The organism is Maritalea mediterranea (assembly GCF_021568695.1).
GTDB lineage: Bacteria > Pseudomonadota > Alphaproteobacteria > Rhizobiales > Devosiaceae > Maritalea > Maritalea mediterranea.
Genome location: NZ_JAKGTI010000001.1, coordinates 147112 through 169262 on the forward strand (window position 1 = coordinate 147112; position 22151 = coordinate 169262).

Consider the following 22151-nt stretch of genomic DNA (forward strand, 5'->3'; position numbering starts at 1 on the left):
ATTGGCCCCGGATCAGCCTGCGCGACGCGAGCGCCGCTTGTTGTCCGGGGCGGCCCTGATTCTCCTCGGCGGTCTCAGGTGCCGTCCCGGCCTTCGAGCCGGGACCAAAGTCATAGACTTCGATAGAGGAAGAGCTGAGTTTTCGACGGCTGAAGGCGAGACATGGACGGCGAAGGGCGACTACCCCTTATGGTCCGGCAACACCCGGTGCGGTGGCTGATGGCCGTCGAGGAAGGTGCGGATATTGACGAGCACCGTTTCACCCATCTCAATCCGGCTTTCCAGCGTGGCTGAGCCCATATGAGCGGTCAGCACCACTTTGTTGGCCCGTGCCAGCGCCAACAATGCGGGATTGATCGGCTTATGATGTTCAAACACATCAAGCGCCGCGCCGCTGAGCCGTCCCTTTTCGATCGCCTCAATCAGCGCGTCTTCATCGATCAAATTGGGGCGGGCGAGATTAACCAGAAAGGCTTCCGGCTTCATCACCGCCAGATTGTCGCGATTGATCAAATGCCGCGTGGCGCTGGTGGCCGGCGTGTGCAGGGTCACAATATCCACCTCAGCCAGCATAGCTTCAAGGCTGTCCCAATAGGTAGCGCTCAGCTCTTCTTCAAGACTTTGCGGGCGCTTGGAGCGGCTGTAATAGTGAATGTCCAGGCCAAAGGCTTTGGCGCGGCGTGCCACCGCAGCGCCGATACGGCCCATGCCGACAATGCCCAGCTTCTTGCCCGAAAGCCGCCGCCCCAACATCCAATTGGGTGACCAGCCGGGCCAGGACCCGTCTTTTAACAGCACTTGGCTGCCTTCAATCAGACGGCGCGGCACGGCCAAAATCAGCGCCATGGTCATGTCCGCCGTATCATCAGTGAGCACGCTGGGTGTGTTGGTCACGGAGATGTTGCGCGCGGCGGCGGCGTTAACATCCACATTGTCGACCCCGTTACCGAACTGGGCGATCAGGCGCACATTCGCCCCCAGCTGGTTAATCACATCCGCATTCAGATTGTCGGTGATGGTGGACACCAGCACATCGCAATGTTGCGAGGCGTCAATCAATTGCTGGGTGGTAAGGGCTTCATCCCGTGTGTTAAAGGTCACCTGAAACAGGGCCGCCATCCGGTCTTCCACCGGGGTGGGCAATTGCCGCGTAACCAGAACACGCGCATTGGTGTGAGGCATAAATTCCCTTTCAACCCATACACTCATGCCCAGCGAAGAGAATTTGCGCCACTGGGCATGGTTTTAGCCATCCATTAAGGTGTCTTTGCCTAAGTGGAGTTAAACTATCGGGCCTTGATCCCAATAACAAGAGATGAATTTGCGATGCGTTTGACCAGTTCCCGTCTGCCCATTTCCCCCAAAAGCGTGATGTTGGCGCTGTGCGCATTGTGGTTGGCCGTGGGCGCGGCCTGGGCACAGAATGTGGGGCCCTCAGGCCTGCCCCTACCGCGATTTGTTTCGCTCGGTTCGTCAAAAATCAATGTGCGGCACGGGCCAGGGCAAAAATATGATGTGGCCTGGATTTTCACCCAGTCCGGGCTGCCGGTCGAGGTGATTCAGGAATTTGACACCTGGCGCAAGGTGCGCGATTCGGAAGGGGATGAAGGCTGGATTCACCAAAGCCTCCTGTCCGGCCGCCGCACCGGCCTGATCGCCCCTTGGCTGAACGAGCAGTCACAAGCCATCCCGCTCTACGCCCGGGCTGACCGTGGCGCGCCCCTGCGGGCACAATTGGCGCCCAAGGTGCTGGTGACGGTGGAAGAATGTATTGTGGCCTGGTGTGAAGTGGCGGGCAGTTTTCAGCCCGAAGGCGAAAATGCGCGATCCCAGAACTTTAAGGGCTGGGTGGAAAAGCAATTTGTCTGGGGGGTCTACGAAAACGAAGAGTTTGACTAGGTCTTAGGCGGATAAACGCGCTCTAATTTTCGCGGCGCACCCGCACCACCACATCCACATGTGAAATCTTCATGCCCTTGGGCGCATCCGGCAACCCTTGAATCACGATTTCATTTGACGGAATGTCGACCACACGGTCCTCATCTTCGATATAAAAATGGTGGTGGTCGGATGTGTCGGTGTCGAAATAGGTTCGTGCCGCATCCACGGTGACTTCCCGCAACAAACCGGCATCTTTGAATTGCCGCAGCGTATTATAAACCGTGGCCAGTGACACAGCGACGCCGCTCTGATCTGCTTCGGCGTGCAACGCTTCCGCGCTCACATGGCGATGGCCGTTGCCATAAATCAAATCTGCCAGGGCCAAACGCTGGCGCGTCGGGCGCAGGCCTGCCATGCGCAGCACTGCTGTCAAGCAGGGACCACGGGAACTTGGCTGACGCAAGCTAGATTTTTGCAACTGGTTCATTCACCCATCCCTATCTCACACAAACACACTATAGGTGCGTATTACACGGGCTTCAATATTTTCCCATGTACAAGATTAACGTGCCCATTGCAACAAATCCGGCACTTTGCGCCCCTTTTCTTTAAAGACACAAATTGCCACGCAAGTAGGTTGTTGCAGATCCAACTATTTGCACACGATCTCCATTTAGGCGACAGGTCAAATTGCCGCCCCTTTCAGAGGCCTGATGGGCCTGAAAATCACTTTTGCCCAGTTTCTCAGCCCAATAGGGCACCAGGCTGGTGTGAATAGAGCCGGTCACCGGATCTTCATCAATACCTGCCCCGGGCACAAAATAGCGCGAGACAAAGTCAAATTCATCCCCTTGGGCGGTGATCACCACGCCTGTTGTGCCCAATTGCGCCAGCGCCGCAAGGTCTGGCGCAAAGCCGCGCACGGCAGCCTCGTCCGCCAGCTCTACAAAATAATTCTCATAGGATTTGAAAATGGCACGCGGCGTGGCGCTAAAGCTGGGGCCAATGGCGTCGGGTAAAGCCTCTATTTCTTCAAAGGGCACCACCGGAAAGTTTAGCTGATAACTGGGCGATTTAGGGTCGTCCTTTTCCAGTGACACAACCAATTCGCCTACCTGTCCAAAAAAGGTGAGTGGCATCGGCACTTGATATTCTGTGTGCAAAATATGCGCGCTGGCCAAAGTGGCATGGCCGCAAAAACTCACCTCATGGGTGGGGGTGAACCAACGAATATCCCACCCAGACTCGTCATCCCGTTTGCGCACAAAGGCGGTTTCGGACAGATTGTTCTCCATGGCAATGTGCTGCATCAGCCCACCATCCAGCCAGTTCTCCACCACCATCACAGCCGCTGGATTGCCCTTAAACAAATTGGCGGTGAAGGCATCCACCTGAAAAATTTCCATTCTATCCTCTTCCACTCTGTACGGGCTCCCTGAGGGTCCAAAATGCAGCGCTAAAGTGCGACTGACAAGCCGTCAAATCGAAAAAAGGCGGGGCAATTGCCGCCTTTGGGCTTGGCGATTCTGGCATGGCGCTATATGGGTTAATCAAACGCAATTGCTTTGCGCAACGGGCCAAAAATGCTATGGACGAGCAAAATGATTTTTGGGCCGATGTTGCATGCGGCACAAAAGCGGCATGTCTACATGCCGCGCACATGAAACGAATGAGGGAAGATGGCCTATGACAATGCGCGCCCATCAGTTTAGCTACGACGATTTGATTTTGCATGGACGCGGCGAATTGCCAGGACAGGGCGACGCCAAATTGCCCGCACCACCCATGTTGATGTTTGACCGCATCACCAATATTGATGATGATGGTGGTGAGTTTGGCAAAGGCAGTGTGACCGCTGAATTAGATTTGAACCCGGATCTGTGGTTCTATCAGTGTCACTTTATCGGTGACCCGGTAATGCCGGGCTGTCTGGGCCTTGATGCCTTGTGGCAGATGATTGGCTTTTACTTGTCATGGTGTGGTTCTCCGGGCCGTGGCCGGGCATTGGGCGGCACCATTAAGTTTGTGGGCCAGGCCACCAATGACAAAAAGCTGCTGCAATATCATGTTGATATTAAAAAGCACATGCGTTCGCCCTTGCCGTTTGGCGTGGCCAATGGCTGGGTGAAGGCTGATGGAGAAATTATTTATAAAGCCGAAAACTTGCGTGTGGGCCTGATCGGTCTTGAAGATCAATAATCCACCGCAGCACGCAAGAGGGTAAGAGGATCAAATGAAAAGAGTTGTCATCACAGGCATGGGGATTGTTTCCTCAATCGGCAATAACCGCCAGGAAGTGTTGCAAAGCCTGCGCGACGCCAAGCCCGGGATCACAAAAGCGGAAAACCATGTGAAATATGGCTTCCGTAGCCAGGTGCATGGGGAGCCAACGCTGGACCCGTTTTCCGTTTTGGACCGCCGGACAACCCGCTTTATGGCGCGCGGCGCCGCATGGAACTATATCGCCATGCAAGAAGCGATTGAGCAGGCCGGGCTGGAAGAAGAAAACATCTCCAACCCGCGCACCGGCATCGTAATGGGGTCAGGTGGCCCCTCAACCGAAACATTGATCAATGCCGCGGACATCACCCGCGAAAAAATGAGCCCCAAGCGCATCGGGCCATTGGCGGTGCCAAAAGCCATGAGCTCCACTGCATCGGCCACATTGGCGACCGCGTTTAAGATCAAGGGCGTGAACTACACCATCACTTCGGCTTGCGCGACGTCAAAGCACTGTATTGGCAATGCCTATGAGCAAATCCAAATGGGCAAGCAGGACATTGTGTTTGCGGGCGGCAGTGAAGACCTTGAATGGTCCATGTCCAACATGTTTGACGCCTTGGGTGCCATGACCTCGAAATATAACGACACCCCCGAAGTGGCCTCCCGCGCCTATGATAAAAACCGTGATGGGTTCATTATTGCCGGCGGTGCAGGTGTGATGGTGCTTGAAGAGTATGAGCACGCCAAAGCGCGCGGTGCCAACATTCTGGCAGAGATTGTCGGCTATGGTGCCACATCTGACGGCTATGACATGGTGGCCCCCTCTGGCGAAGGGGCCGAGCGTTGCATGCGCATGGCGCTGGATACCGTGGATTGCCCGATCGATTATATCAACCCGCATGCCACTTCCACGCCAGTAGGCGACATCAAGGAAATTGATGCGATTCGCAAAGTGTTCGGCAATGAGGACAAATGTCCGCCTTTGTCTGCCACCAAGTCCCTCACTGGCCACTCTCTGGGTGCTGTTGGGGTGCAGGAATCGATCTATTCCGTGATGATGATGAATGAAGGCTTCTTGTGTGAAAGCGCCAATATTTTCGATCTCGACCCAGAGTTTGAAGATATGCCGATTTTGCGCGAACGCCGCGACAATCAGAACATTGGCTGCGTGATGTCCAACTCCTTCGGTTTTGGTGGCACCAACGCCACGCTGGTGTTTAAACATCCGGACGCCTAACCTGAATATCGCGCTGCGCCTGCGCTAGACACCCATCGGCTGGGGCCGTGGTTGGGAGCGTAGCGAACGACGGCGGCGCAAAAAAATAACCGGGGGTGCCGGGGACGAACACGAAGTGTCCGGTGGCGGCGAAAAAAAACAAAGGGGTCAGAAGGCCCCTTTTTCTTGCCAACACGGTAACCGCTCGGTTGCGCCCATCAGTTTGAGGAAAATCATGCCTGACCCCATCTATGCCATTGGCGATATTCACGGCCAAATCGAGATGCTTGAGCACACGCTCGACAAAATTGAGCGCGATGGCGGCAAAGACGCGAAAATCGTTTTTCTCGGCGATTATGTTGATCGCGGCGCCAACAGCAAGGACGTGATAGACCTGCTGGACAAAGGCATGAAATCCGGCAAGAACTGGCATTGCATCTTGGGCAATCACGATCGCATGTTTGCCATGTTTATGGAAGATTATCCGCGCACCGATTATCGGCTGAAGCCGGGATATGATTGGTTTCACGAGCGGATTGGCGGTGCGGAAACCCTCGCTTCTTATGGTGTCGATGCTGACACTGATCGCCGTATCTTCCAATTACATGAAGATGCGCTGAACGCGGTGCCGCAGCATCATCTTGATTTTATCAATAGCTTGCCCCTTACCATCACCGAAGGTGACTTGCTGTTTGTCCATGCAGGAATCCGCCCGGGTGTGGCGTTAGAGCAGCAAAAAGAAGATGATCTGGTGTGGATCAGAGAAGGCTTTTTGGACGATCCGCGCCCGCATGACTGGTTGATTGTGCATGGCCACACCACTGTGCCCGCCGCCGCCCATTACGGCAATCGCGTCAACCTTGATACCGGTGCGGGCTATGGCAAACCGCTGACAGCTGCCGTGTTTGAAGGGGCAGCTGCCTGCTGGGTGTTAACAGATGAGGGGCGTAAGCCACTCAAATAGGTGCGACGGTCGGCCGCGACATGGGCCTAACTGGCGAAAAGACCATCCATATTTTTGAAGCCTTTGACTTCAATTGGATTGCCGCACGGATCGGTGAAAAACATGGTCCACTGCTCGCCTGGTTCGCCCTCAAATCGCACTTGCGGTGGAATGATAAAATCCACATTGGCGCGCTTAAGGCGCTCTGCCAGTTTTTCCCAATCGCTATGCTCGAGAATAACGCCCATATGTGGCATCGGCACCTTATGGTCGCCCACCAGCCCAGTGCGGGCGGTTTTGACCGGCACCCCAACATGCAGTGAAATCTGGTGACCGAAAAAGTCAAAATCGACCCAGCTTTCCGCGCTGCGACCTTCTCGACACCCCAAAATCTCACCATAAAAATACCGGGCCACTTTCAAGTCGGTGACATGGTAGGCCAGATGGAAAAGCGATTTCATAAAATCAAATCATCCTCAATGAGTGTTGCCAGATTGTCGTGATTTTTGGTCCAACCGTCAAGCAAAGCTTGTTGGATTGGTTGAGCCTTTCTTAGCGATCTAAACGCCCAGCATCGCCTCAATTTTCTCCTGCACACTCAGGGCTTCTTGCGGCGTGGCCAGAAGATGATCTTTGCCCTCGATCAGTCGGGCAAAATGGTCCAGTTGCGCATGCAACCCGTCAATCCGGGCATTGGCACCGGGGTCAACGAGCTGGGTGAATTCACCGCCGCGCGTCACCCATAATTCGCTGAATTGCCGCACGGAGAAGCTTTGATTTTCGCCTTTGACAAAAATCTCCTGCCGGTCAGGCTGCGCGCCGCCGACACTGGCGAAAATATTGAGCTTGATGCCGTTCTGATTGGTCAGGCGGGCCGCCAAGTCGGTTTCGCACAACTCGTCATCGGGATAATCCACATGCGCCCACTCCAGTTCCACTGGCCCCATCACCCGTTCCGCGAAAAACAGGAAATGCGAGATCACCTCACGCGTCATGCCGCCTTCGGCACGAAAGCGCAGCCAATCGGCTTTCACCTGCCAAGCACGAGGCCATTGGGCATAGGAGACAAAAATATCAATACCCGTGAGCGCACCCATTTCGCCAGCCGATTGGGCCGATTGAATATGGGCGAGGGGTTCCCCCGTCGCCTGCACAAAATTGACCGCCGTCGGGACCTTTGCTGCATCAAGGTGCCGGACCAATTCCCTGCTGGCCAACACATCAGTGCCCAGTGGCTTCTCCAAAAAGAGTGGTTTGTCCAGATCGGCAGCATATTTGGCATAAAGGTGTCGCGGCGCGGGCGGACAGGCGAGATAAACCAAATCCACCGCATCAATAGCGGCTTCTGCTGTGGCGGGAATAGCAGCATCTGGCGCAATGGCAAGCGCAGCCTTTTGGGCAGCCTCGCTCGGGTCCCACATATGGGTGACCTCAAAAGCTGCATAGCTGTCGAGCGCCTGCAGCATGCGCTGGCCCATTATGCCCAAACCGATCACCGCGATTGTTTTGCTCATCTCGCTCCCCTTTTGGGGGCACGATAATCAAGCTTTGGCGCGGCGTCGATATTTCATTTTGCGGGTGGTGGCATTCAGGCTGTCATAGATCAGCATTTCGCCCACCAGCGGTTGGCCGACACCGGCGATCAGCTTGATCGCCTCAAGCGCCTGCAAGCTGCCAATCACGCCGGTGATCGGCCCCAAAATGCCCACCTCTTCGCAGGAAAACTGCGCTTCATTCTCTGGCGGCGCGGGGTAAAGATCGTCGAATGACGGGTTTTCGCCCTCAAAAGGCATAAACACCGTCAGATTGCCATCAAACAGGGTGACGGCCCCTGCCACCAGCGGTTTTTGATGGGCGGCACATAAATCGGCCACCAGCTTGCGCGTGGCGAAATTGTCGCTGCCATCCAGCACCAGATCATAGGCGCTGATCAAGTCATCGCCATTCTCGGCCAAGAGACGCAAATGATGGGGAATGAGGGTGACATGGGGGTTCAATTCACTGGCAAAGCGCTGTGCCGAGTCTACCTTGGGCACGCCTTCGTCCGAGGTGCGATGCACAATCTGCCGCTGCAAATTGGACAGCGATACATGATCATCATCAATAATGCCGATGGTGCCCACCCCGGCGGCGGCCAAATAGGCAAGAGCGGGACTACCCAGGCCGCCGGCGCCGATAATCAGCACCTTTGCGGCTTTAAGGCGTTGCTGCCCCACCCCGCCAATGCGCTTGAGCACAATATGGCGGGCATAGCGGGCCGTTTCTTCAGCACTTAAGGACATAGATTAAAGCGGCACCACGATAAAGCGACGGTCCGGCCCTTCAAAGCCGTGCGACCAAACCGACACCAGCAGCACCGCATGATCAAGACTATAAGACTGGAACGGCACAAGCACCGCGGTGGGCCGATAGGTCATCGGGCAACCGCGTGATTTGGGAATATGACTGTCCTGATAGACTTGATCCACATTGCCATCCTGATCCCGCAGCTTGACGGCAAAGCCCATGGGTGGCTCACCCATATAATCCACGCATGGTTCCGTGGAGGGAGCTTTGAAAATCTCAAGCGCAATCTCATACATCTCGGCGCGCGGCGCAGGACCCATCAGACCCGGCAGGTTAAAAGCAATACTGGTGCGGTCAATGTCCGGTTCGCCATCCGCCTGGAAGGCAATCATATCTGCCGGGGTGACGATGCCATAGGCTTCCAGATCGGCAAAGGCTTCACTGGCCGCCTCGGCCCTGATCACATGCAATGGGGTCATCTCCTCGTCGGACTGTATCCGATAGGGCGACCCTTCCACCCACTTGTCTTCGGCCAGATCGATCAGGTAAATATTAGAATAGGCAAAGCCTGACCCATCCTGCACGCCAAATTCTTCAAAGGCGAAATAGCGACCATCTTCTGAATAGCCAATCACATTTAGCAAGGCACGATCGCCCGCAAGGGCCGAGGATATGAGCGTGAAAAAAAGCGTTGCGACCAGCGCAAGACGTGAAAGCGAAGAAAAGGCCATGTGCGCACCTCTTTGCAAAGGGCGCCCTAAGATGACACCCCGGTTGAACCAAACCCGCCCGCACCACGATCAGTGTTAGACAGAGATTCTGTCTTTATCATGACCACTTTTTCAACCGGCGCAATCACCATCTGCGCAATTCGATCACCACGATTGATGGTGAATGGGGATTTGCCGTGATTGATCAGGATCACTTTGAGCTCCCCACGATAGTCTGCATCCACTGTGCCGGGACTGTTAAGTACGGTCACGCCAAATTTGGCCGCAAGACCTGAGCGAGGCCGCACCTGCGCCTCATAGCCCTCGGGCAAGGCGATAGAAATGCCAGTGGGCACCATGCTGAATTCACTCGGTTCAATGATTATGGCTTCGCCCTCGAGCACCGCGGCGCGCAGGTCTAGGCCAGCCGCACCAGATGTCGCCTGTTGCGGCGCCTCGAGTCCTTCGCCATGGGGCAATATTTTAAACTGAACCTCAACCATTATGACCCCTTAAATGTGGTGGCAATGGCATCGGCCAGTTTGTCCGCCACGTCTTTTTTGCTCATTGTGTCCCATTCTTCGGGCGCATCAGAGCGGAAGAAAGTGATTTTATTCTGGTCGCCGCCAAAGGTGCCCATTTCCGGGCTGACATCATTGGCCAACAGCCAATCGCAGCCCTTGCGCTGGCGCTTGGCGCGCGCATGGTCCACCAGATTTTCAGTTTCCGCGGCAAAACCCACCACCAATTGGGGTCGGGCCGCGCCCTCCAATTGGGCTACTGATTTCAAAATATCCGGGTTCAGCACCATCTCGATGCTGGGCGCATCCGTCGCGCCAGCTTGTTTTTTGATTTTCTCACGGCCTGCCTGTTTGGGCCGCCAATCAGCAACCGCCGCGCAGAAAATCGCGCCTTCGGCGGGTAAAGCCTGATGCACGGCCTCATACATCTCTTGTGCGCTGCCCACGGCGATCGCGTCTGCTCCCGGTGGCGGTGGCACATCGGAGGCGCCATAAATAAAGCTGACCTTCGCGCCACGGTCCAAGAGGCTCTGGGCAATGGCCGTGCCTTGCTTGCCGGAGGACGCGTTGGAGATAAACCGCACCGGATCAATCGGCTCGCGCGTGCCGCCGGAGGTGACGACAAAATGCTTGCCCTTAAGGCTTTGGCCCTTTTCGAAATAGGCGCAGATGGCATCAAAAATTTCTGGTGGTTCCGCCAGCCGACCCGGGCCAAATTCGCCGCAGGCCATGCTGCCCTCAACCGGCCCCAAAAACTGCATACCATCGTCCAGCAATTGGCGATAATTGCGCTGGGTGGCGGCTGATTCCCACATGCGCACATTCATCGCTGGGACAACGATCACATGCTTGTCCCGCGCCAGAATCGCGGTGGAGGCCAGATCATCGGCGACACCATGCGCCATCTTGGCCATAAAATTGCCAGTGGCCGGGGCCACCACAATCAGGTCCGCATCGCGCACCAGTTCAATATGGTTGATCTCCGCTTCCCGGTTCAAATCAAACAGGTCGGTCAAGGTGTGTTGACCCGAAACGGTGCTGGCGGTCATCGGGGTGACAAAGTTTTGCGCTGCCCGCGTCATTAGGGGTTGCACCTGACCCCCCGCTTTGCGGATCAGGCGCATCACATCAATCGCTTTGAAGGCGGCAATGCCACCTGTGATGATCAACAGAATTTTGCGGCCTTCAAGCATAGTGTTCCCTTCGTTTTTAGAACAATAGGGTTTTCAACGCGGCGGCGGCAACCAAAACCATCAATATGGTGCTCAGGGCTGCAAACCAACGTTTCATGAAAAACGGCGTGCGCTGCTGCTGCTGTTCAGCATCCTCGAGCATCTTTTCATATCGGTTGAGCAAGTCCGGCAGTTTCTTTGCGGCCAGCAAAAACTCATTGCCGGTAGCAATCGCGTCTTTGATGATGCCTTCGGGCCCCACTTTGCGTTTCACCCACTCCGATACGATGGGCTCGGCTGTGGTCCACATGTTCAGTTCCGGATCAAGCGAACGGGCCACGCCCTCCACCAGCACCATGTTCTTTTGTAGCATCACCAACTCAGTGCGGGTCTGCATGTTAAAAAGTTCGGTCACGTCCATCAATTGGGTCAGCACTTTGGCCATGGAAATCTGGTCTGCGGACCGTCCGACCAGCGGTTCGCCAATGGCGCGCAAGGCTTGGGCAAAATCATCCACCGACTGGTCTTTAGGCACATAACCGATGTCAAAATGCAATTGCGCAATGCGCTGATAATTGCGGGTGATAAAGCCATAGAGAATTTCGGCGAGAAACTTCTGCTCTTCCGCGCCGATGCGTCCCATAATGCCAAAATCTACCGCCCGAACCGTGCCATCATGGGGGGCCACAAACAGATTGCCCGGATGCATATCCGCATGGAAAAAACCGTCGCGAATGGCATGGCGCAAAAAGCTTTGCAACAGATCCTTGGCGATCTTTTTCCGGTCCAGCCCCGCCGCGTCAATTTTGGCATGATCACGGATGGGGATGCCCTCCATCCAAGATGTGGTCATCACTTCTTTTGAGGTTTGCGGCCAGATGACAGTTGGAATTTCAAAGCCCGGATCATCGGCGGTATTTTCATTCATTTCCGAAATGGCCGCCGCTTCCAGCCGCAAATCCATTTCCAAAAAGGCAGAGCGCTCCAACGTTTTGATCACATCGAGCGGACGTAGCCGCCGCGATTTCGGCACAAAGCGCTCGGCCAAGCCGGCGGCAGCGCGCATGGACGCAAGGTCTTTATAAAATCGCTCTTCAATATCGGGCCGCAGCAATTTGACCGCCACCTTCTGCCCCTCAATATAGGCTTCATGCACTTGCGCGATTGAGGCGGCAGCAATCGGGTCTGACACGCGGTCAAGCTTGTCCGCTGCACCACCCAATGAAGACTTCAGAATTTGCGGCACCAGCTTTTGGTCAAAGGGCGGCATTTGGTCTTGCAGGCCTTGCAGGTCGCCAGACACATGAGGGCCCACAATATCGGGCCGGGTGGCCAGCATTTGCCCCAGTTTCACATAGGTCGGGCCCAGTTTCTGCAAGGCTTTGGACAAGCGCTCAACCCGTCCGGTCTTGCGCACAGAGCGCCGTTCGATCAGCCGCGCCAATTTGATCAAGCGGGCCGCCGGGCCTTTAATGCCTTGGCCTTCGGTGACGGAAAGCGCGCCTTCCCGGGCTAAAACATAGCCAGCGCGGATAAGGCGAAAATAGGCTGAAATGCTCATAAATGCGGTGCCTATCTAATTTTCCAGGCCGAATGGATGGTGGCAATATTGCCGGTGAGCGGAGTATAGCTCACATTGTCAAACCCGGCCTCACGGATCATTTGCGCAAAATCGTCCGGCTTGGGAAATTTGCGAATGCTCTCCACCAGATATTGGTAAGGGTCGCCATCGCCCGTCACCATTTTGCCCATGGGCGGGATCACATGGTCGGAGAAAAGCTCATAAACCTTATCCAGCCCCGGTACATCCACGGTCGAAAACTCCAACACCATCAGCCGCCCGCCGCGTTTGAGCACCCGATAGGCTTCCCGCAGCGCCTTATCGATCTGCGGCACATTGCGAATGCCAAAGGCAATTGTATAGGCGTCAAACGACCTGTCCCCAAAGGGCAGTTCTTCCGCATTGGCTTCGACAAAATCCACGCCATCCTGATAACGCCAGCTTTTTGCGCGCTCCGCGCCCACGCGCAACATATCGCTATTTATGTCAGACACGGTGACGCTGGCATTGCCATGCGAGGCGCTCATAATCCGCTGGGCAATATCGCCGGTGCCCCCGGCCATATCCAGCACATGATAATGGTCATTGCCTGATTTTGGCGGCGCCAGCTTGGCCACAAACGCATCTTTCCACACCCGATGCAGGCCGCCGCTCATCATGTCATTCATCAGGTCATAGCGATCCGCCACCTTGTGAAACACATCATTCACGAGCCCCTGCTTTTCGCCCAAAGGTACTTCGCGTTCACCAAAATGTGTGGTTTGTTGTGCGTCCGTCATTTATATGGTCCTGTCGAGCAAAGAACGTAGAGATAGCGTCAATTTCGCCGCACCATATCCCAAGCGGTTTTGGATTTCCAATAAAACAGACCAGGTTTAGGGTGCATTGGATTGACGCAGGTAAAAAGAGGTAAACCAGCAGGTTGCTGCAGTGAGTATGGATAAAGCCTATGCCTGAATTGCCCGAGGTTGAAACAGTGAGACGTGGTCTCGACCCGTTCCTGACCGGCGCAACGATAAATGAAGTGAAACTCAATCGGCCAAATCTGCGGTTTCCTTTCCCCATCAATATGGCGAAACGGCTTGAAGGCCAGACCATTCAGCATGTGGGGCGCCGGGCCAAATATCTGGTGGTTGAACTGAGCTCACGCGAAAAACTGTTGGCCCATCTGGGCATGAGCGGCAGTTTCAAAGTTGGCCAATATGTTCCCGATGCCGATGCGCGGGTGCATAAGCAAAAACTGTCCCCCAAACATGATCATGTGGCAATGCGATTGACCCATCCCACCAAAGGGGAAGTGGAATTAATCTATAATGACCCGAGGCGCTTTGGGTATATGGACTTGATTGCCGAGGATGGCCCCAATAAACATTTGGACCATCTTGGTCCGGAGCCGCTGTCCAATCAATTCAGCGCTGATCATCTGGCCACCCGCTTCACCGGAAAAAAAAGCCCGGTGAAAACCGGGCTGCTGGATCAGCGGATTGTGGCAGGTCTTGGCAATATCTATGTGTGTGAAGCCTTGTTTGAAATGTGCATTGACCCCTTTAAACCCATGGCAGATTTGGCAAAGGCCCATCAAAAAGATCCGGTTTTGCTGGATGGGCTCACCCAGGCGATCAAGCGCACGCTCATGATCGCGATCGAGGCGGGCGGGTCCACCCTGAAAGACTTTAAAAATGCCCAAGGTGATCTGGGCTATTTTCAGCATCAATTCAGGGTCTATGGAAGGGAAGGCGAGATTTGTGTTCACGACGGCTGCGGCACCCGGATCGAGCGACGCGTGCTTTCTGGCCGTTCCACCTTTATGTGCCCCACCTGCCAAAGCTAGACCACGCGGTGCTTTTCCCCAATTTGATATTGACGTAGCCCCTTAGGCGCTCTATAACGCGCCAACGAAATTTTGGCGGCAGCTGTGCCGCCGCTTTTATTTCGGTTTGAATTTCATAACAATTTGGGCCGAAAACGCACATACGAGGAAAAGCATGGCAAATACTCCGTCAGCAAAAAAGGCTGTACGCAAGATCGAGCGTAAGACCGAGGTCAACAAAGCACGTCGTTCACGCATGCGCACATTCATCCGCAAAGTTGAAGAGGCGATTGCTTCTGGTGATGGCGCTGCTGCGAAGCAAGCATTGCAAAGTGCACAGCCGGAAATTATGCGCGCCGCAACGAAAGGCGTGGTGCACAAGAACATGGCTGCCCGCAAAATTTCACGCTTGGCTGCACGTGTTAAGGCCGTTTCTGCTTAAGGCATAAACGTCTCTGACATTCCAGATTTGAAAGCCCTTCTTTGAGTGATCAGAGAAGGGCTTTTTGCGTGCAAAATCCGGCAGGTTGATATCAGCTTTGCCGCAACCAGAAGTCAGTTCATCTTGGGTGACATGACGCAATTGGCTCAAACCATTGAATCTATTTGGACTTTTGTCATCAAATTGAAGCATTTCCCGAAAAAGTATTGAATTTCAATATCTTGTCGAATTTGCGTGCGCGCTTCGTCGGAGAGAAAAACCTGCAAATCAGTTAAAAAATCAGAAAAAGTAAATTTTTTATTAACGCGATTTTGGGGCTTGATTTTTGAATCTATAAGAAGAGTCAAAGCCTTAAAAAATAGGGGGCAGACTCACTTGGGCTCAACCGCAATTTTGATCATAGAGTCAATCCCCATTTTGCGAGATTCCACGGTTGAAACCCAAATTTTTCAGGGCTAATATGATCCCCGTTGGAACGAAGACTGATGGGGTGTGAGTAAAAAATTGCCACACTTTCATCAAAACCGGGGGCATTGTGATGCGGCACAAGAAAAACGGGCGTACGGGGCCCGAGTTTCGAAATAGACATAAAGAACTCGCATCATTCTTTTCTTAGCTCACCTCGTCTTGTGAGTTTCAATAAACAACTTTCTGGCGGTTTTCGCTAACTTTTAAAATAAACCGGCAATTTCCTACGCCGAATGCTTTCGGCGCGCGATATTGCTTTGTTTACGGGGGCAAGTCACCCGTCGTGCGGCCAATCTCGCGGGATTGGAGACGGGTGAGATTTGGTCAAACAGAGGCACATAATGAACCACACATCGCTTTTGGCGCGCGACATCACAAATGAACAAGATCAACAAGAGGTTGCGACCAATCAATCTAAACTTACGGGTGGAGAGCAAATGACGGATTTGGGGGCGGATCAGTCAAAGATTTGGGCGCGTGTTAAAAAAAGACTTTGGGCAAGTGTGGGCGAGGATGTGTTTTCATCTTGGTTCGCGTCGATGGAATTGGAAGAAATCTGCGATGGCATCGCACATCTTTCAGTGCCAACCCGCTTTTTAAGCTCATGGATTACATCAAACTATCAGGATCGTATTTTAGAGGCGTTTACATCGGAAACCGATCAGGTGGCCCAGTTGCACCTCACCGTGCGGGTTAATGGCAAGCCGCGCGCCGCCGTTCAGCAAAATAATGCGGCCGAAACTGAAAAGCCGGAAGCCAAAACCACCACCAATCAGGGGTTGCGCTCCGGGGCGCAGCATAATGCACGCATGAAAGCGGGCGATGCCTTGTCCGGTTCGGCGCTCGACCCGAAATTGACCTTTGATAGCTTTGTAACTGGTTCAGCCAACGAAATGGCGCTGGCCGCCGCCAAGCAAGTCGCGCAAGCCGCCGCACAAGGCACCGCCGCCTTCAATCCGGTCTATATCCATTCATCAGTCGGCTTGGGCAAATCCCACCTGTTGAATGCCATCGCCTGGGCAGCGGGCGCCGGCGACAAGAACCGCAACATCGTCTACCTCACCGCCGACCATTTCATGTATCACTTCATCACCGCAGTGCAGCGCCAAAGCGCCATTGCCTTTAAAGAGTGGCTTCGGTCAATCGATGTGCTGCTCATTGATGACATGCAATTCCTTCAAGGCAAATCCGTCACCGAGCTGGGTCAGGCGTTGAGCGCCTTGCTCACCGGGGCAAAGCAAGTGGTGGTGGCTGGCGATGCGCCTCCACGCGATCTCGACATGCTGGATGACCGTTTGCGGTCGCGCCTGTCAGGTGGCCTTGTGGTGCCAATCCAGCCTTTGGATGAAGAATTGCGCCGGGCCATCGTGGAAAAGCGGGCGGAACAGGCCGCCGCCAAATTCCCCGGCCTGCACATTCCGGCACCTGTGCTCGATTATGTTGCGCGCAATGTCTTGTCGCACGGTCGCGATCTGGATGGCGCGGTGAACCGTCTAGTGGCGGCAAACCAATTGACCGAAGAGCCGATCACCATTGAGCTGGCGGAAAAAGCGCTCCATGATCTGCTGCGCACCCGCGACACACGCCGGGTCAAGATTGACGAGATTCAGACCACCGTGGCCAAGCACTTTAAAGTGTCCAAGCCCGATCTTTTGTCGTCCCGGCGGTCCCGCTCCGTTGTGCGCCCGCGTCAGATCGCCATGTATCTGTCCAAGATTTTGACCTCGCGGTCACTGCCCGAAATTGGCCGTCGCTTTGGCAATCGCGATCACACCACCGTGCTGCACGCGGTGCGTAAAGTGGAGCAATTGATGGGGGGCGATACCGGTTTTGCGCAAGAGGTGGAACTGCTCAAGCGCATGATTGAGGAATAGACGAAACTATGGGGGAGGCAAAACGGCGCATCTTGGCAAAAGATGCGCCGTTTTCTGTTGTTATTACGGGATTTCGGCGAGTTTGCACTTGCCTTTTGCGTAAGAAAAAGTCAGTTTCGCAACCCCGAATAGATCAATGATAAGCGCCATCGCAAAAAAGGATGGCCGCATGGGAGACGTCAGATGAAGGTCACTTTGGAGCGCAACCATTTGCTCAAATCTTTGGGCCATGTTCACCGTGTTGTGGAGCGGCGGACCACCTACCCCATCCTGTCCAACGTTTTGATCAATGCTCATGACGGCCAGCTGGAACTGCGCGCCACCGATTTGGACATTGAAATCACCGAAAGCGTGCCCGCCATGGTTGGCGTCGCTGGCACCACCACCGTGCCCGCCCACACGCTTTATGAGATTGTCCGCAAGCTCGCTGATGGCGCTGAGGTCAATCTGGAAACCGATGGCACCAACGAACAGATGACCATCACCTCCGGCCGCTCAAACTTTAATCTGACCTGCCTGGCGCCGGATGGCTTCCCGGATTTGAAATCAGGCGACTTCAGCCACAAATTCACCCTCAAAGCGGGTGTGTTGAAAAATCTGATTGATTGCACCCAATTCGCCATTTCAACGGAAGAAACCCGCTATTATCTCAACGGTATTTTCTTCCACACCATGAGCGAAGATAATGGCGTAATCCTGCGCGCTGTTGCGACCGACGGGCACCGTCTGGCCCGCGCCGAAAGCGAAGCGCCACAAGGCTCAGAAGGCATGCCGTCCATCATCGTACCGCGCAAAACCGTGGCCGAAGTGCAAAAGCTTTTGGGCGATGATGACCAGGATGTGGTGATTGAGTTGTCCGACAGCAAAATCCGCTTTGAGTTGGGTGGCGTGGTGCTCTTGTCAAAATTGATTGAAGGCACCTACCCCAATTATGAAGGGGTGATCCCGAAAGACAATGACAAGCGGTTGGCTGTGGACCGCAATGCGCTGAAACAGGCGGTGGATCGCGTCTCCACCATCGCGTCAGACCGGGGCGGCAAGGCCGTCAAACTGGGCCTCAGCGAAGGCCTGCTGGAACTGAGCGTCACCAACCCGGACCATGGCACGGCGCGGGAAGAGCTGCCCATTGAGTTTGAGCATGAGGGCTTTGAAATCGGCTTTAATGCCCGCTATTTGCTCGACATTATCGAGCAGGTGCATTCTGAGCAGGCGATCTTTATGTTCTCCGACAGCGGGTCGCCAACCATCGTGCAATCAGAAGATGAGGCAGATCGCGCGCTCTATATTTTGATGCCCATGCGCGTTTAGCCGAAAAGGGCAGGCGCTGAATGGCACATAGAGAGCTGCCCACCCATTATATCTCACGATTGCGGCTCACCAATTTTCGCAACTATGCAAGTGCGGCTTTGGACCCGGACGCGCGCCATGTGGTACTGACCGGGCCAAACGGGGCGGGCAAAACCAATCTTTTAGAAGCGATTTCCCTGCTCGGGCCGGGGCGTGGCCTGCGCCGCGCCGCCTTTGAGCAATTGGCGCTGCACAGCAGCGAAACCGGCTGGGCCGTGGCCGCGAGCCTCGAAACGCCCATGGGGCCCGTGGATATGGGCACCGGGCTTGACCAAGGCGTGCAGACCGGGCGGAAGGTGCGGATCAATGGCAGTGCCGCCAAGTCCGTCGAGGAGTTAGGCGAATATGCCCGCATTTTGTGGCTGACCCCGGCGCTGGACGGATTGTTCACCGGTCCCGTGGGGGATCGCCGCCGTTTTTTTGACCGACTGGTGATGACACTGATCCCCAGCCACGGGGCCGAGGCCAATGCTTTTGAAAAAGCCATGCGCCAGCGCAACAAGCTGTTGGAAAGTGATTTCGATCCGGGATGGATGAGCGCCATCGAGGCCCAAATGGCCACCCACGCTGCCGCCATGCATTTTGCGCGGGTGGATATGATCACCCATCTCAACCAGCTGTTGGACGAAACCCGCGGCGATGCGCCTTTCCCGGCGGCCCATGTGGCGCTCGCGGCGCAGGATGAACTGCAACAGGAGTTTGTCTCCTCCAGCGCTTTAGAGAGCTTTCTCACCGATTTATGGCGCGACCGGCGGGGCATAGATCGCGTGGCTGGCCGCACCACCTTGGGGCCGCACCGCACCGATATGCAGGTGACCCATCTCGATAAGCAAATGCCCGCCGGGCTCTGCTCTACGGGCGAGCAAAAGGCGCTGCTGATCGGGTTGATCCTGGCACAGGCCGAACTGGTGCGCCAGATCACCCATATTTCACCGCTTTTGCTGCTGGACGAGATCGCCGCCCATCTCGACCCATCGCGCCGCGCCGCCCTTTTTGAGATCCTGAACGCATTGGGCACCCAATGCTGGATGACCGGCACCGACAAAATGCTGTTTGAAGCCTTGGGCGACGAGGCGCAATTTGTGGCGGTCAATGACGCGCAATTGGCGCTTTAACACCATATTTTTATGACAATTTCGCCCTGATGGGCGAAATGGACCGACAATCCCAAGAAAAAGGGGCAAAAATGCCCTGCGACTCTTTGGTTTAGGGCCAAAAAGGTCTAGAAAAAGAGAAGCTAAACAGATTGTGATTCGGTGCAAATGAGCGAAGAAAATCAGACCCCTGAAAATAGTGAATATGGTGCGGAAAGCATTCGGGTGCTCAAGGGCCTGGACGCGGTGCGCAAACGCCCGGGCATGTATATCGGGGATACCGATGATGGCTCCGGTTTGCACCATATGGTCTATGAGGTGGTGGACAACGCCATTGACGAAGCACTGGCAGGTCATGCGGACTATGTGACCGTCACGTTGAACCCGGACGGTTCTGTTTCGGTCACCGATAATGGTCGGGGTATCCCAACAGATATCCACGAGGAAGAGGGTGTCTCCGCTGCCGAAGTGATCATGACCCAGCTGCACGCTGGCGGTAAATTCGATTCCAATTCCTATAAAGTTTCTGGCGGTCTGCACGGTGTGGGCGTTTCCGTGGTGAATGCGTTGTCGGTGTGGCTGGAGCTGGAGATTCGGCGCAAGGGCCAAGTGCACCGTATGCGCTTTACGCACGGGGTGGCCGATGCGCCGCTGGAAGTGATTGGTGATGCGGGCGACGAGACAGGCACCAAAGTGACCTTTATGCCCTCGCCTGAAACCTTCACCATGGTTGAGTTTAACTATGACACGCTCGAACACCGCTTGCGCGAGCTGGCCTTTTTGAACTCTGGCGCACGCATCATTTTGAGAGATCATCGCCACGGCGAAGACAAAGAAGTTGAGCTTTATTATGAGGGCGGGTTGGAAGCCTTTGTGCGCTATCTGGATAAGTCCAAACAGGCGCTGATTGAAAACCCGATCTATATCACCGTCGAAAAAGACGACATCACTGTCGAGCTGGCCCTGTGGTGGAACGAGAGCTACCACGAAAATGTGCTGTGCTTCACCAACAATATTCCCCAGCGCGATGGCGGCACCCACCTGGCGGGCTTGCGCGGGGCGCTGACCCGGCAGGTCACCGGCTATGCTGACCGCTCGGGCGTGTTGAAGCGCGAAAAAGTCTCCCTCACCGGCGACGATTGCCGTGAAGGGCTGACCTGCGTTTTGTCCGTAAAAGTGCCGGACCCGAAATTCTCATCCCAAACCAAAGATAAGCTGGTGTCGTCTGAAGTGCGCCCAGTGGTGGAATCAGTGGTCAATGATCGCCTGAACCAATGGTTTGAAGAACACCCGCAAGAAGCGAAAAATATTGTCTCGAAAGTGGCTGAGGCTGCCGCCGCGCGGGAAGCGGCGCGTAAGGCGCGTGAGCTGACCCGGCGGAAAACGGCACTTGATGTGTCCTACCTCGCTGGCAAGCTTAAAGATTGTTCGGAAAAAGACCCGGCCAAATCAGAACTCTTCCTGGTGGAGGGTGACAGCGCGGGCGGCTCCGCCACTCAGGGCCGCGATCGGGGCACCCAGGCTGTTTTGCCATTGCGCGGTAAGATTTTGAACGTGGAGCGTGCGCGCTTCGACAAAATGTTGTCGAGCCAGGAAATTGGCAATTTGGTGATGGCGCTTGGCACCTCCATTGGCCGGGAAGAATTTGATATTTCCAAGCTGCGCTACCACAAAATCATCATCATGACCGATGCGGACGTGGATGGGGCGCACATTCGCACGCTGTTGCTTACTTTCTTCTATCGGCAAATGCCTGAACTGATCGAGAATGGTCACGTGTTTATCGCGCAACCACCGCTCTATAAGGTGCGGCGCGGTCAGTCCGAACAATATCTGAAAGACGAAAAAGCGCTGGAAGAATATTTGCTGAACACAGGGCTGGAAGATGCAGCGCTGATCACAGCGGCAGGCGTAACCCATACGGGGCAGGATCTGCTCGATCTGGCTGGCAAAAGCCGCGATATGGTGCACACCATCAACGGGCTGAATGCGCGTTATGACCGCCAGATTGTCGAGCAATGTGCCATCTCCGGCGCGCTCAGCCTTGAAGTGTTTGAAGACCCCGCCAAAGGCGAAAAAATGGCCCAGACGGTTGCTCAGCGGCTTGATCTGGTGTCGGCGGAAACCGAGCAGGGCTGGCAGGGCACTTTTGACCCGACCGAAGGCTATGTTTTCGAGCGCACCGTGCGCGGCGTTCTGGAAAGCCACAAGATTGATGCCAGCTTGCTGCGCTCTACCGATGCACGCAATCTGGAAAAGTTGGCCTCCTATCTGGGCAATCTGTTTGAAGGTCTCGCCAAGCTGGAGCGCAAGGCGCAGAGCCAGCAAATCTTTGGCCCCTTCTCGCTCTACGATGCGATGACCAGCTTTGGCCGCAAGGGCATTTCCATGCAGCGCTATAAGGGGCTGGGTGAAATGAACCCGGATCAATTGTGGGAAACAACCCTTGATCCAAACGCCCGTTCCTTGCTGCGCGTGCACATTAAGGAAAGCGATGTGGCCGACGAAACCTTCTCCAAATTGATGGGGGATCTGGTGGAGCCACGGCGCGAATTCATTCAGGAAAACGCGCTGAGCGTAGCCAACCTCGACGTATAGTCAAA

At 55.0% G+C, this 22151-nt stretch carries 21 protein-coding genes; 10 read left to right on the forward strand and 11 right to left on the reverse strand.

Annotation, left to right across the window (positions count from 1 at the left end; all coding sequences use genetic code 11):
• Nucleotides 1-180 precede the first annotated feature (180 nt).
• Entirely contained in the window at nt 181-1182 is a 1002-nt protein-coding gene (locus L1I42_RS00760; protein WP_236112540.1) for a 2-hydroxyacid dehydrogenase, read from the reverse strand.
• Between the two features lie 144 nt (nt 1183-1326).
• Here L1I42_RS00760 and L1I42_RS00765 point away from each other — a divergent pair, with 144 nt between their 5' ends.
• Nucleotides 1327-1899: an SH3 domain-containing protein gene (locus tag L1I42_RS00765; RefSeq protein WP_236112541.1), complete on the forward strand. Its 573-nt coding sequence runs from the start codon at nt 1327-1329 to the stop codon at nt 1897-1899.
• A 22-nt stretch (nt 1900-1921) separates the two neighbouring features.
• Here the strand turns inward: L1I42_RS00765 and irrA are convergent, their stop codons facing one another.
• Nucleotides 1922-2368 carry an iron response transcriptional regulator IrrA gene (gene irrA, locus L1I42_RS00770; protein ID WP_305067698.1) on the reverse strand — a complete coding sequence of 149 codons (447 nt, stop codon included), beginning with the start codon at nt 2366-2368 and terminating at the stop codon, nt 1922-1924.
• Nucleotides 2369-2489: 121 nt separating this feature from the next.
• On the reverse strand, nt 2490-3287 hold the full coding sequence (locus tag L1I42_RS00775) for a PhzF family phenazine biosynthesis protein (protein WP_236112542.1): 798 nt from the start codon (nt 3285-3287) through the stop codon (nt 2490-2492).
• Nucleotides 3288-3567: 280 nt separating this feature from the next.
• Between L1I42_RS00775 and fabA the strand changes: the two genes are divergently transcribed.
• The 3 genes from fabA (at nt 3568) to L1I42_RS00790 (ending at nt 6284) form a co-directional block, all read left to right on the forward strand.
• Nucleotides 3568-4080: a bifunctional 3-hydroxydecanoyl-ACP dehydratase/trans-2-decenoyl-ACP isomerase gene (gene fabA / locus L1I42_RS00780; RefSeq protein WP_236112543.1), complete on the forward strand. Its 513-nt coding sequence runs from the start codon at nt 3568-3570 to the stop codon at nt 4078-4080.
• 34 nt (nt 4081-4114) lie between these two features.
• The gene (fabB, locus tag L1I42_RS00785; RefSeq protein WP_236112544.1) at nt 4115-5341 is read left to right on the forward strand and encodes a beta-ketoacyl-ACP synthase I; all 1227 of its coding nucleotides are present in this window, start codon (nt 4115-4117) and stop codon (nt 5339-5341) included.
• A 214-nt stretch (nt 5342-5555) separates the two neighbouring features.
• The gene (locus tag L1I42_RS00790) at nt 5556-6284 is read left to right on the forward strand and encodes a metallophosphoesterase family protein (protein ID WP_236112545.1); all 729 of its coding nucleotides are present in this window, start codon (nt 5556-5558) and stop codon (nt 6282-6284) included.
• Nucleotides 6285-6310: 26 nt separating this feature from the next.
• Here L1I42_RS00790 and L1I42_RS00795 read toward each other — a convergent pair whose 3' ends face one another.
• The 8 genes from L1I42_RS00795 to ubiE form a co-directional block, all read right to left on the reverse strand.
• Nucleotides 6311-6724 (reverse strand): VOC family protein, encoded by a 414-nt coding sequence (locus L1I42_RS00795; protein ID WP_236112546.1) that lies wholly within the window; start codon nt 6722-6724, stop codon nt 6311-6313.
• A 99-nt stretch (nt 6725-6823) separates the two neighbouring features.
• Nucleotides 6824-7777 (reverse strand): Gfo/Idh/MocA family protein, encoded by a 954-nt coding sequence (locus L1I42_RS00800; protein WP_236112547.1) that lies wholly within the window; start codon nt 7775-7777, stop codon nt 6824-6826.
• Nucleotides 7778-7804: 27 nt separating this feature from the next.
• A complete protein-coding gene (moeB, locus tag L1I42_RS00805) occupies nt 7805-8545 on the reverse strand; it encodes a molybdopterin-synthase adenylyltransferase MoeB (protein WP_236112548.1) in 741 nt (246 codons plus the stop codon).
• Between the two features lie 3 nt (nt 8546-8548).
• Nucleotides 8549-9280 carry a DUF2259 domain-containing protein gene (locus L1I42_RS00810; protein WP_236112549.1) on the reverse strand — a complete coding sequence of 244 codons (732 nt, stop codon included), beginning with the start codon at nt 9278-9280 and terminating at the stop codon, nt 8549-8551.
• Between the two features lie 26 nt (nt 9281-9306).
• The gene (gene dut, locus L1I42_RS00815; RefSeq protein ID WP_236112550.1) at nt 9307-9762 is read right to left on the reverse strand and encodes a dUTP diphosphatase; all 456 of its coding nucleotides are present in this window, start codon (nt 9760-9762) and stop codon (nt 9307-9309) included.
• A complete protein-coding gene (coaBC, locus tag L1I42_RS00820) occupies nt 9762-10973 on the reverse strand; it encodes a bifunctional phosphopantothenoylcysteine decarboxylase/phosphopantothenate--cysteine ligase CoaBC (RefSeq protein ID WP_236112551.1) in 1212 nt (403 codons plus the stop codon). Before coaBC ends, dut begins: the two co-directional genes overlap by 1 nt.
• A gap of 16 nt (nt 10974-10989) precedes the next feature.
• On the reverse strand, nt 10990-12513 hold the full coding sequence (ubiB, locus tag L1I42_RS00825; RefSeq protein ID WP_236112552.1) for a 2-polyprenylphenol 6-hydroxylase: 1524 nt from the start codon (nt 12511-12513) through the stop codon (nt 10990-10992).
• Nucleotides 12514-12524: 11 nt separating this feature from the next.
• On the reverse strand, nt 12525-13292 hold the full coding sequence (ubiE, locus tag L1I42_RS00830) for a bifunctional demethylmenaquinone methyltransferase/2-methoxy-6-polyprenyl-1,4-benzoquinol methylase UbiE (protein WP_236112553.1): 768 nt from the start codon (nt 13290-13292) through the stop codon (nt 12525-12527).
• 170 nt (nt 13293-13462) lie between these two features.
• Here ubiE and mutM point away from each other — a divergent pair, with 170 nt between their 5' ends.
• From mutM to gyrB, 6 genes are all read left to right on the forward strand, one after another.
• Complete coding sequence (mutM, locus tag L1I42_RS00835) at nt 13463-14344, forward strand: bifunctional DNA-formamidopyrimidine glycosylase/DNA-(apurinic or apyrimidinic site) lyase (protein WP_236112555.1); 882 nt, start codon at nt 13463-13465, stop codon at nt 14342-14344.
• A gap of 154 nt (nt 14345-14498) precedes the next feature.
• A complete protein-coding gene (gene rpsT / locus L1I42_RS00840; RefSeq protein WP_236112557.1) occupies nt 14499-14765 on the forward strand; it encodes a 30S ribosomal protein S20 in 267 nt (88 codons plus the stop codon).
• Nucleotides 14766-15670: 905 nt separating this feature from the next.
• Complete coding sequence (gene dnaA / locus L1I42_RS00845; RefSeq protein ID WP_236114137.1) at nt 15671-17107, forward strand: chromosomal replication initiator protein DnaA; 1437 nt, start codon at nt 15671-15673, stop codon at nt 17105-17107.
• Between the two features lie 183 nt (nt 17108-17290).
• Nucleotides 17291-18415, forward strand: coding sequence for a DNA polymerase III subunit beta (gene dnaN / locus L1I42_RS00850; protein WP_236112559.1), 1125 nt, complete (start codon nt 17291-17293; stop codon nt 18413-18415).
• A gap of 20 nt (nt 18416-18435) precedes the next feature.
• Nucleotides 18436-19569 (forward strand): DNA replication/repair protein RecF, encoded by a 1134-nt coding sequence (recF, locus tag L1I42_RS00855; protein ID WP_236112562.1) that lies wholly within the window; start codon nt 18436-18438, stop codon nt 19567-19569.
• 147 nt (nt 19570-19716) lie between these two features.
• Nucleotides 19717-22146 carry a DNA topoisomerase (ATP-hydrolyzing) subunit B gene (gene gyrB / locus L1I42_RS00860; protein ID WP_236112564.1) on the forward strand — a complete coding sequence of 810 codons (2430 nt, stop codon included), beginning with the start codon at nt 19717-19719 and terminating at the stop codon, nt 22144-22146.
• Nucleotides 22147-22151: the final 5 nt, after the last annotated feature.

What these genes read in the sequence shown, in the direction of transcription:
- L1I42_RS00760 (WP_236112540.1), bottom strand. Translation starts at nt 1,182, where the DNA reads ATGCCTCACACCAATGCGCGTGTTCTGGTTACGCGGCAATTGCCCACC.
- L1I42_RS00765 (WP_236112541.1), top strand. Translation starts at nt 1,327, where the DNA reads ATGCGTTTGACCAGTTCCCGTCTGCCCATTTCCCCCAAAAGCGTGATG.
- irrA (WP_305067698.1), bottom strand. Translation starts at nt 2,368, where the DNA reads ATGAACCAGTTGCAAAAATCTAGCTTGCGTCAGCCAAGTTCCCGTGGT.
- L1I42_RS00775 (WP_236112542.1), bottom strand. Translation starts at nt 3,287, where the DNA reads ATGGAAATTTTTCAGGTGGATGCCTTCACCGCCAATTTGTTTAAGGGC.
- fabA (WP_236112543.1), top strand. Translation starts at nt 3,568, where the DNA reads ATGACAATGCGCGCCCATCAGTTTAGCTACGACGATTTGATTTTGCAT.
- fabB (WP_236112544.1), top strand. Translation starts at nt 4,115, where the DNA reads ATGAAAAGAGTTGTCATCACAGGCATGGGGATTGTTTCCTCAATCGGC.
- L1I42_RS00790 (WP_236112545.1), top strand. Translation starts at nt 5,556, where the DNA reads ATGCCTGACCCCATCTATGCCATTGGCGATATTCACGGCCAAATCGAG.
- L1I42_RS00795 (WP_236112546.1), bottom strand. Translation starts at nt 6,724, where the DNA reads ATGAAATCGCTTTTCCATCTGGCCTACCATGTCACCGACTTGAAAGTG.
- L1I42_RS00800 (WP_236112547.1), bottom strand. Translation starts at nt 7,777, where the DNA reads ATGAGCAAAACAATCGCGGTGATCGGTTTGGGCATAATGGGCCAGCGC.
- moeB (WP_236112548.1), bottom strand. Translation starts at nt 8,545, where the DNA reads ATGTCCTTAAGTGCTGAAGAAACGGCCCGCTATGCCCGCCATATTGTG.
- L1I42_RS00810 (WP_236112549.1), bottom strand. Translation starts at nt 9,280, where the DNA reads ATGGCCTTTTCTTCGCTTTCACGTCTTGCGCTGGTCGCAACGCTTTTT.
- dut (WP_236112550.1), bottom strand. Translation starts at nt 9,762, where the DNA reads ATGGTTGAGGTTCAGTTTAAAATATTGCCCCATGGCGAAGGACTCGAG.
- coaBC (WP_236112551.1), bottom strand. Translation starts at nt 10,973, where the DNA reads ATGCTTGAAGGCCGCAAAATTCTGTTGATCATCACAGGTGGCATTGCC.
- ubiB (WP_236112552.1), bottom strand. Translation starts at nt 12,513, where the DNA reads ATGAGCATTTCAGCCTATTTTCGCCTTATCCGCGCTGGCTATGTTTTA.
- ubiE (WP_236112553.1), bottom strand. Translation starts at nt 13,292, where the DNA reads ATGACGGACGCACAACAAACCACACATTTTGGTGAACGCGAAGTACCT.
- mutM (WP_236112555.1), top strand. Translation starts at nt 13,463, where the DNA reads ATGCCTGAATTGCCCGAGGTTGAAACAGTGAGACGTGGTCTCGACCCG.
- rpsT (WP_236112557.1), top strand. Translation starts at nt 14,499, where the DNA reads ATGGCAAATACTCCGTCAGCAAAAAAGGCTGTACGCAAGATCGAGCGT.
- dnaA (WP_236114137.1), top strand. Translation starts at nt 15,671, where the DNA reads ATGACGGATTTGGGGGCGGATCAGTCAAAGATTTGGGCGCGTGTTAAA.
- dnaN (WP_236112559.1), top strand. Translation starts at nt 17,291, where the DNA reads ATGAAGGTCACTTTGGAGCGCAACCATTTGCTCAAATCTTTGGGCCAT.
- recF (WP_236112562.1), top strand. Translation starts at nt 18,436, where the DNA reads ATGGCACATAGAGAGCTGCCCACCCATTATATCTCACGATTGCGGCTC.
- gyrB (WP_236112564.1), top strand. Translation starts at nt 19,717, where the DNA reads ATGAGCGAAGAAAATCAGACCCCTGAAAATAGTGAATATGGTGCGGAA.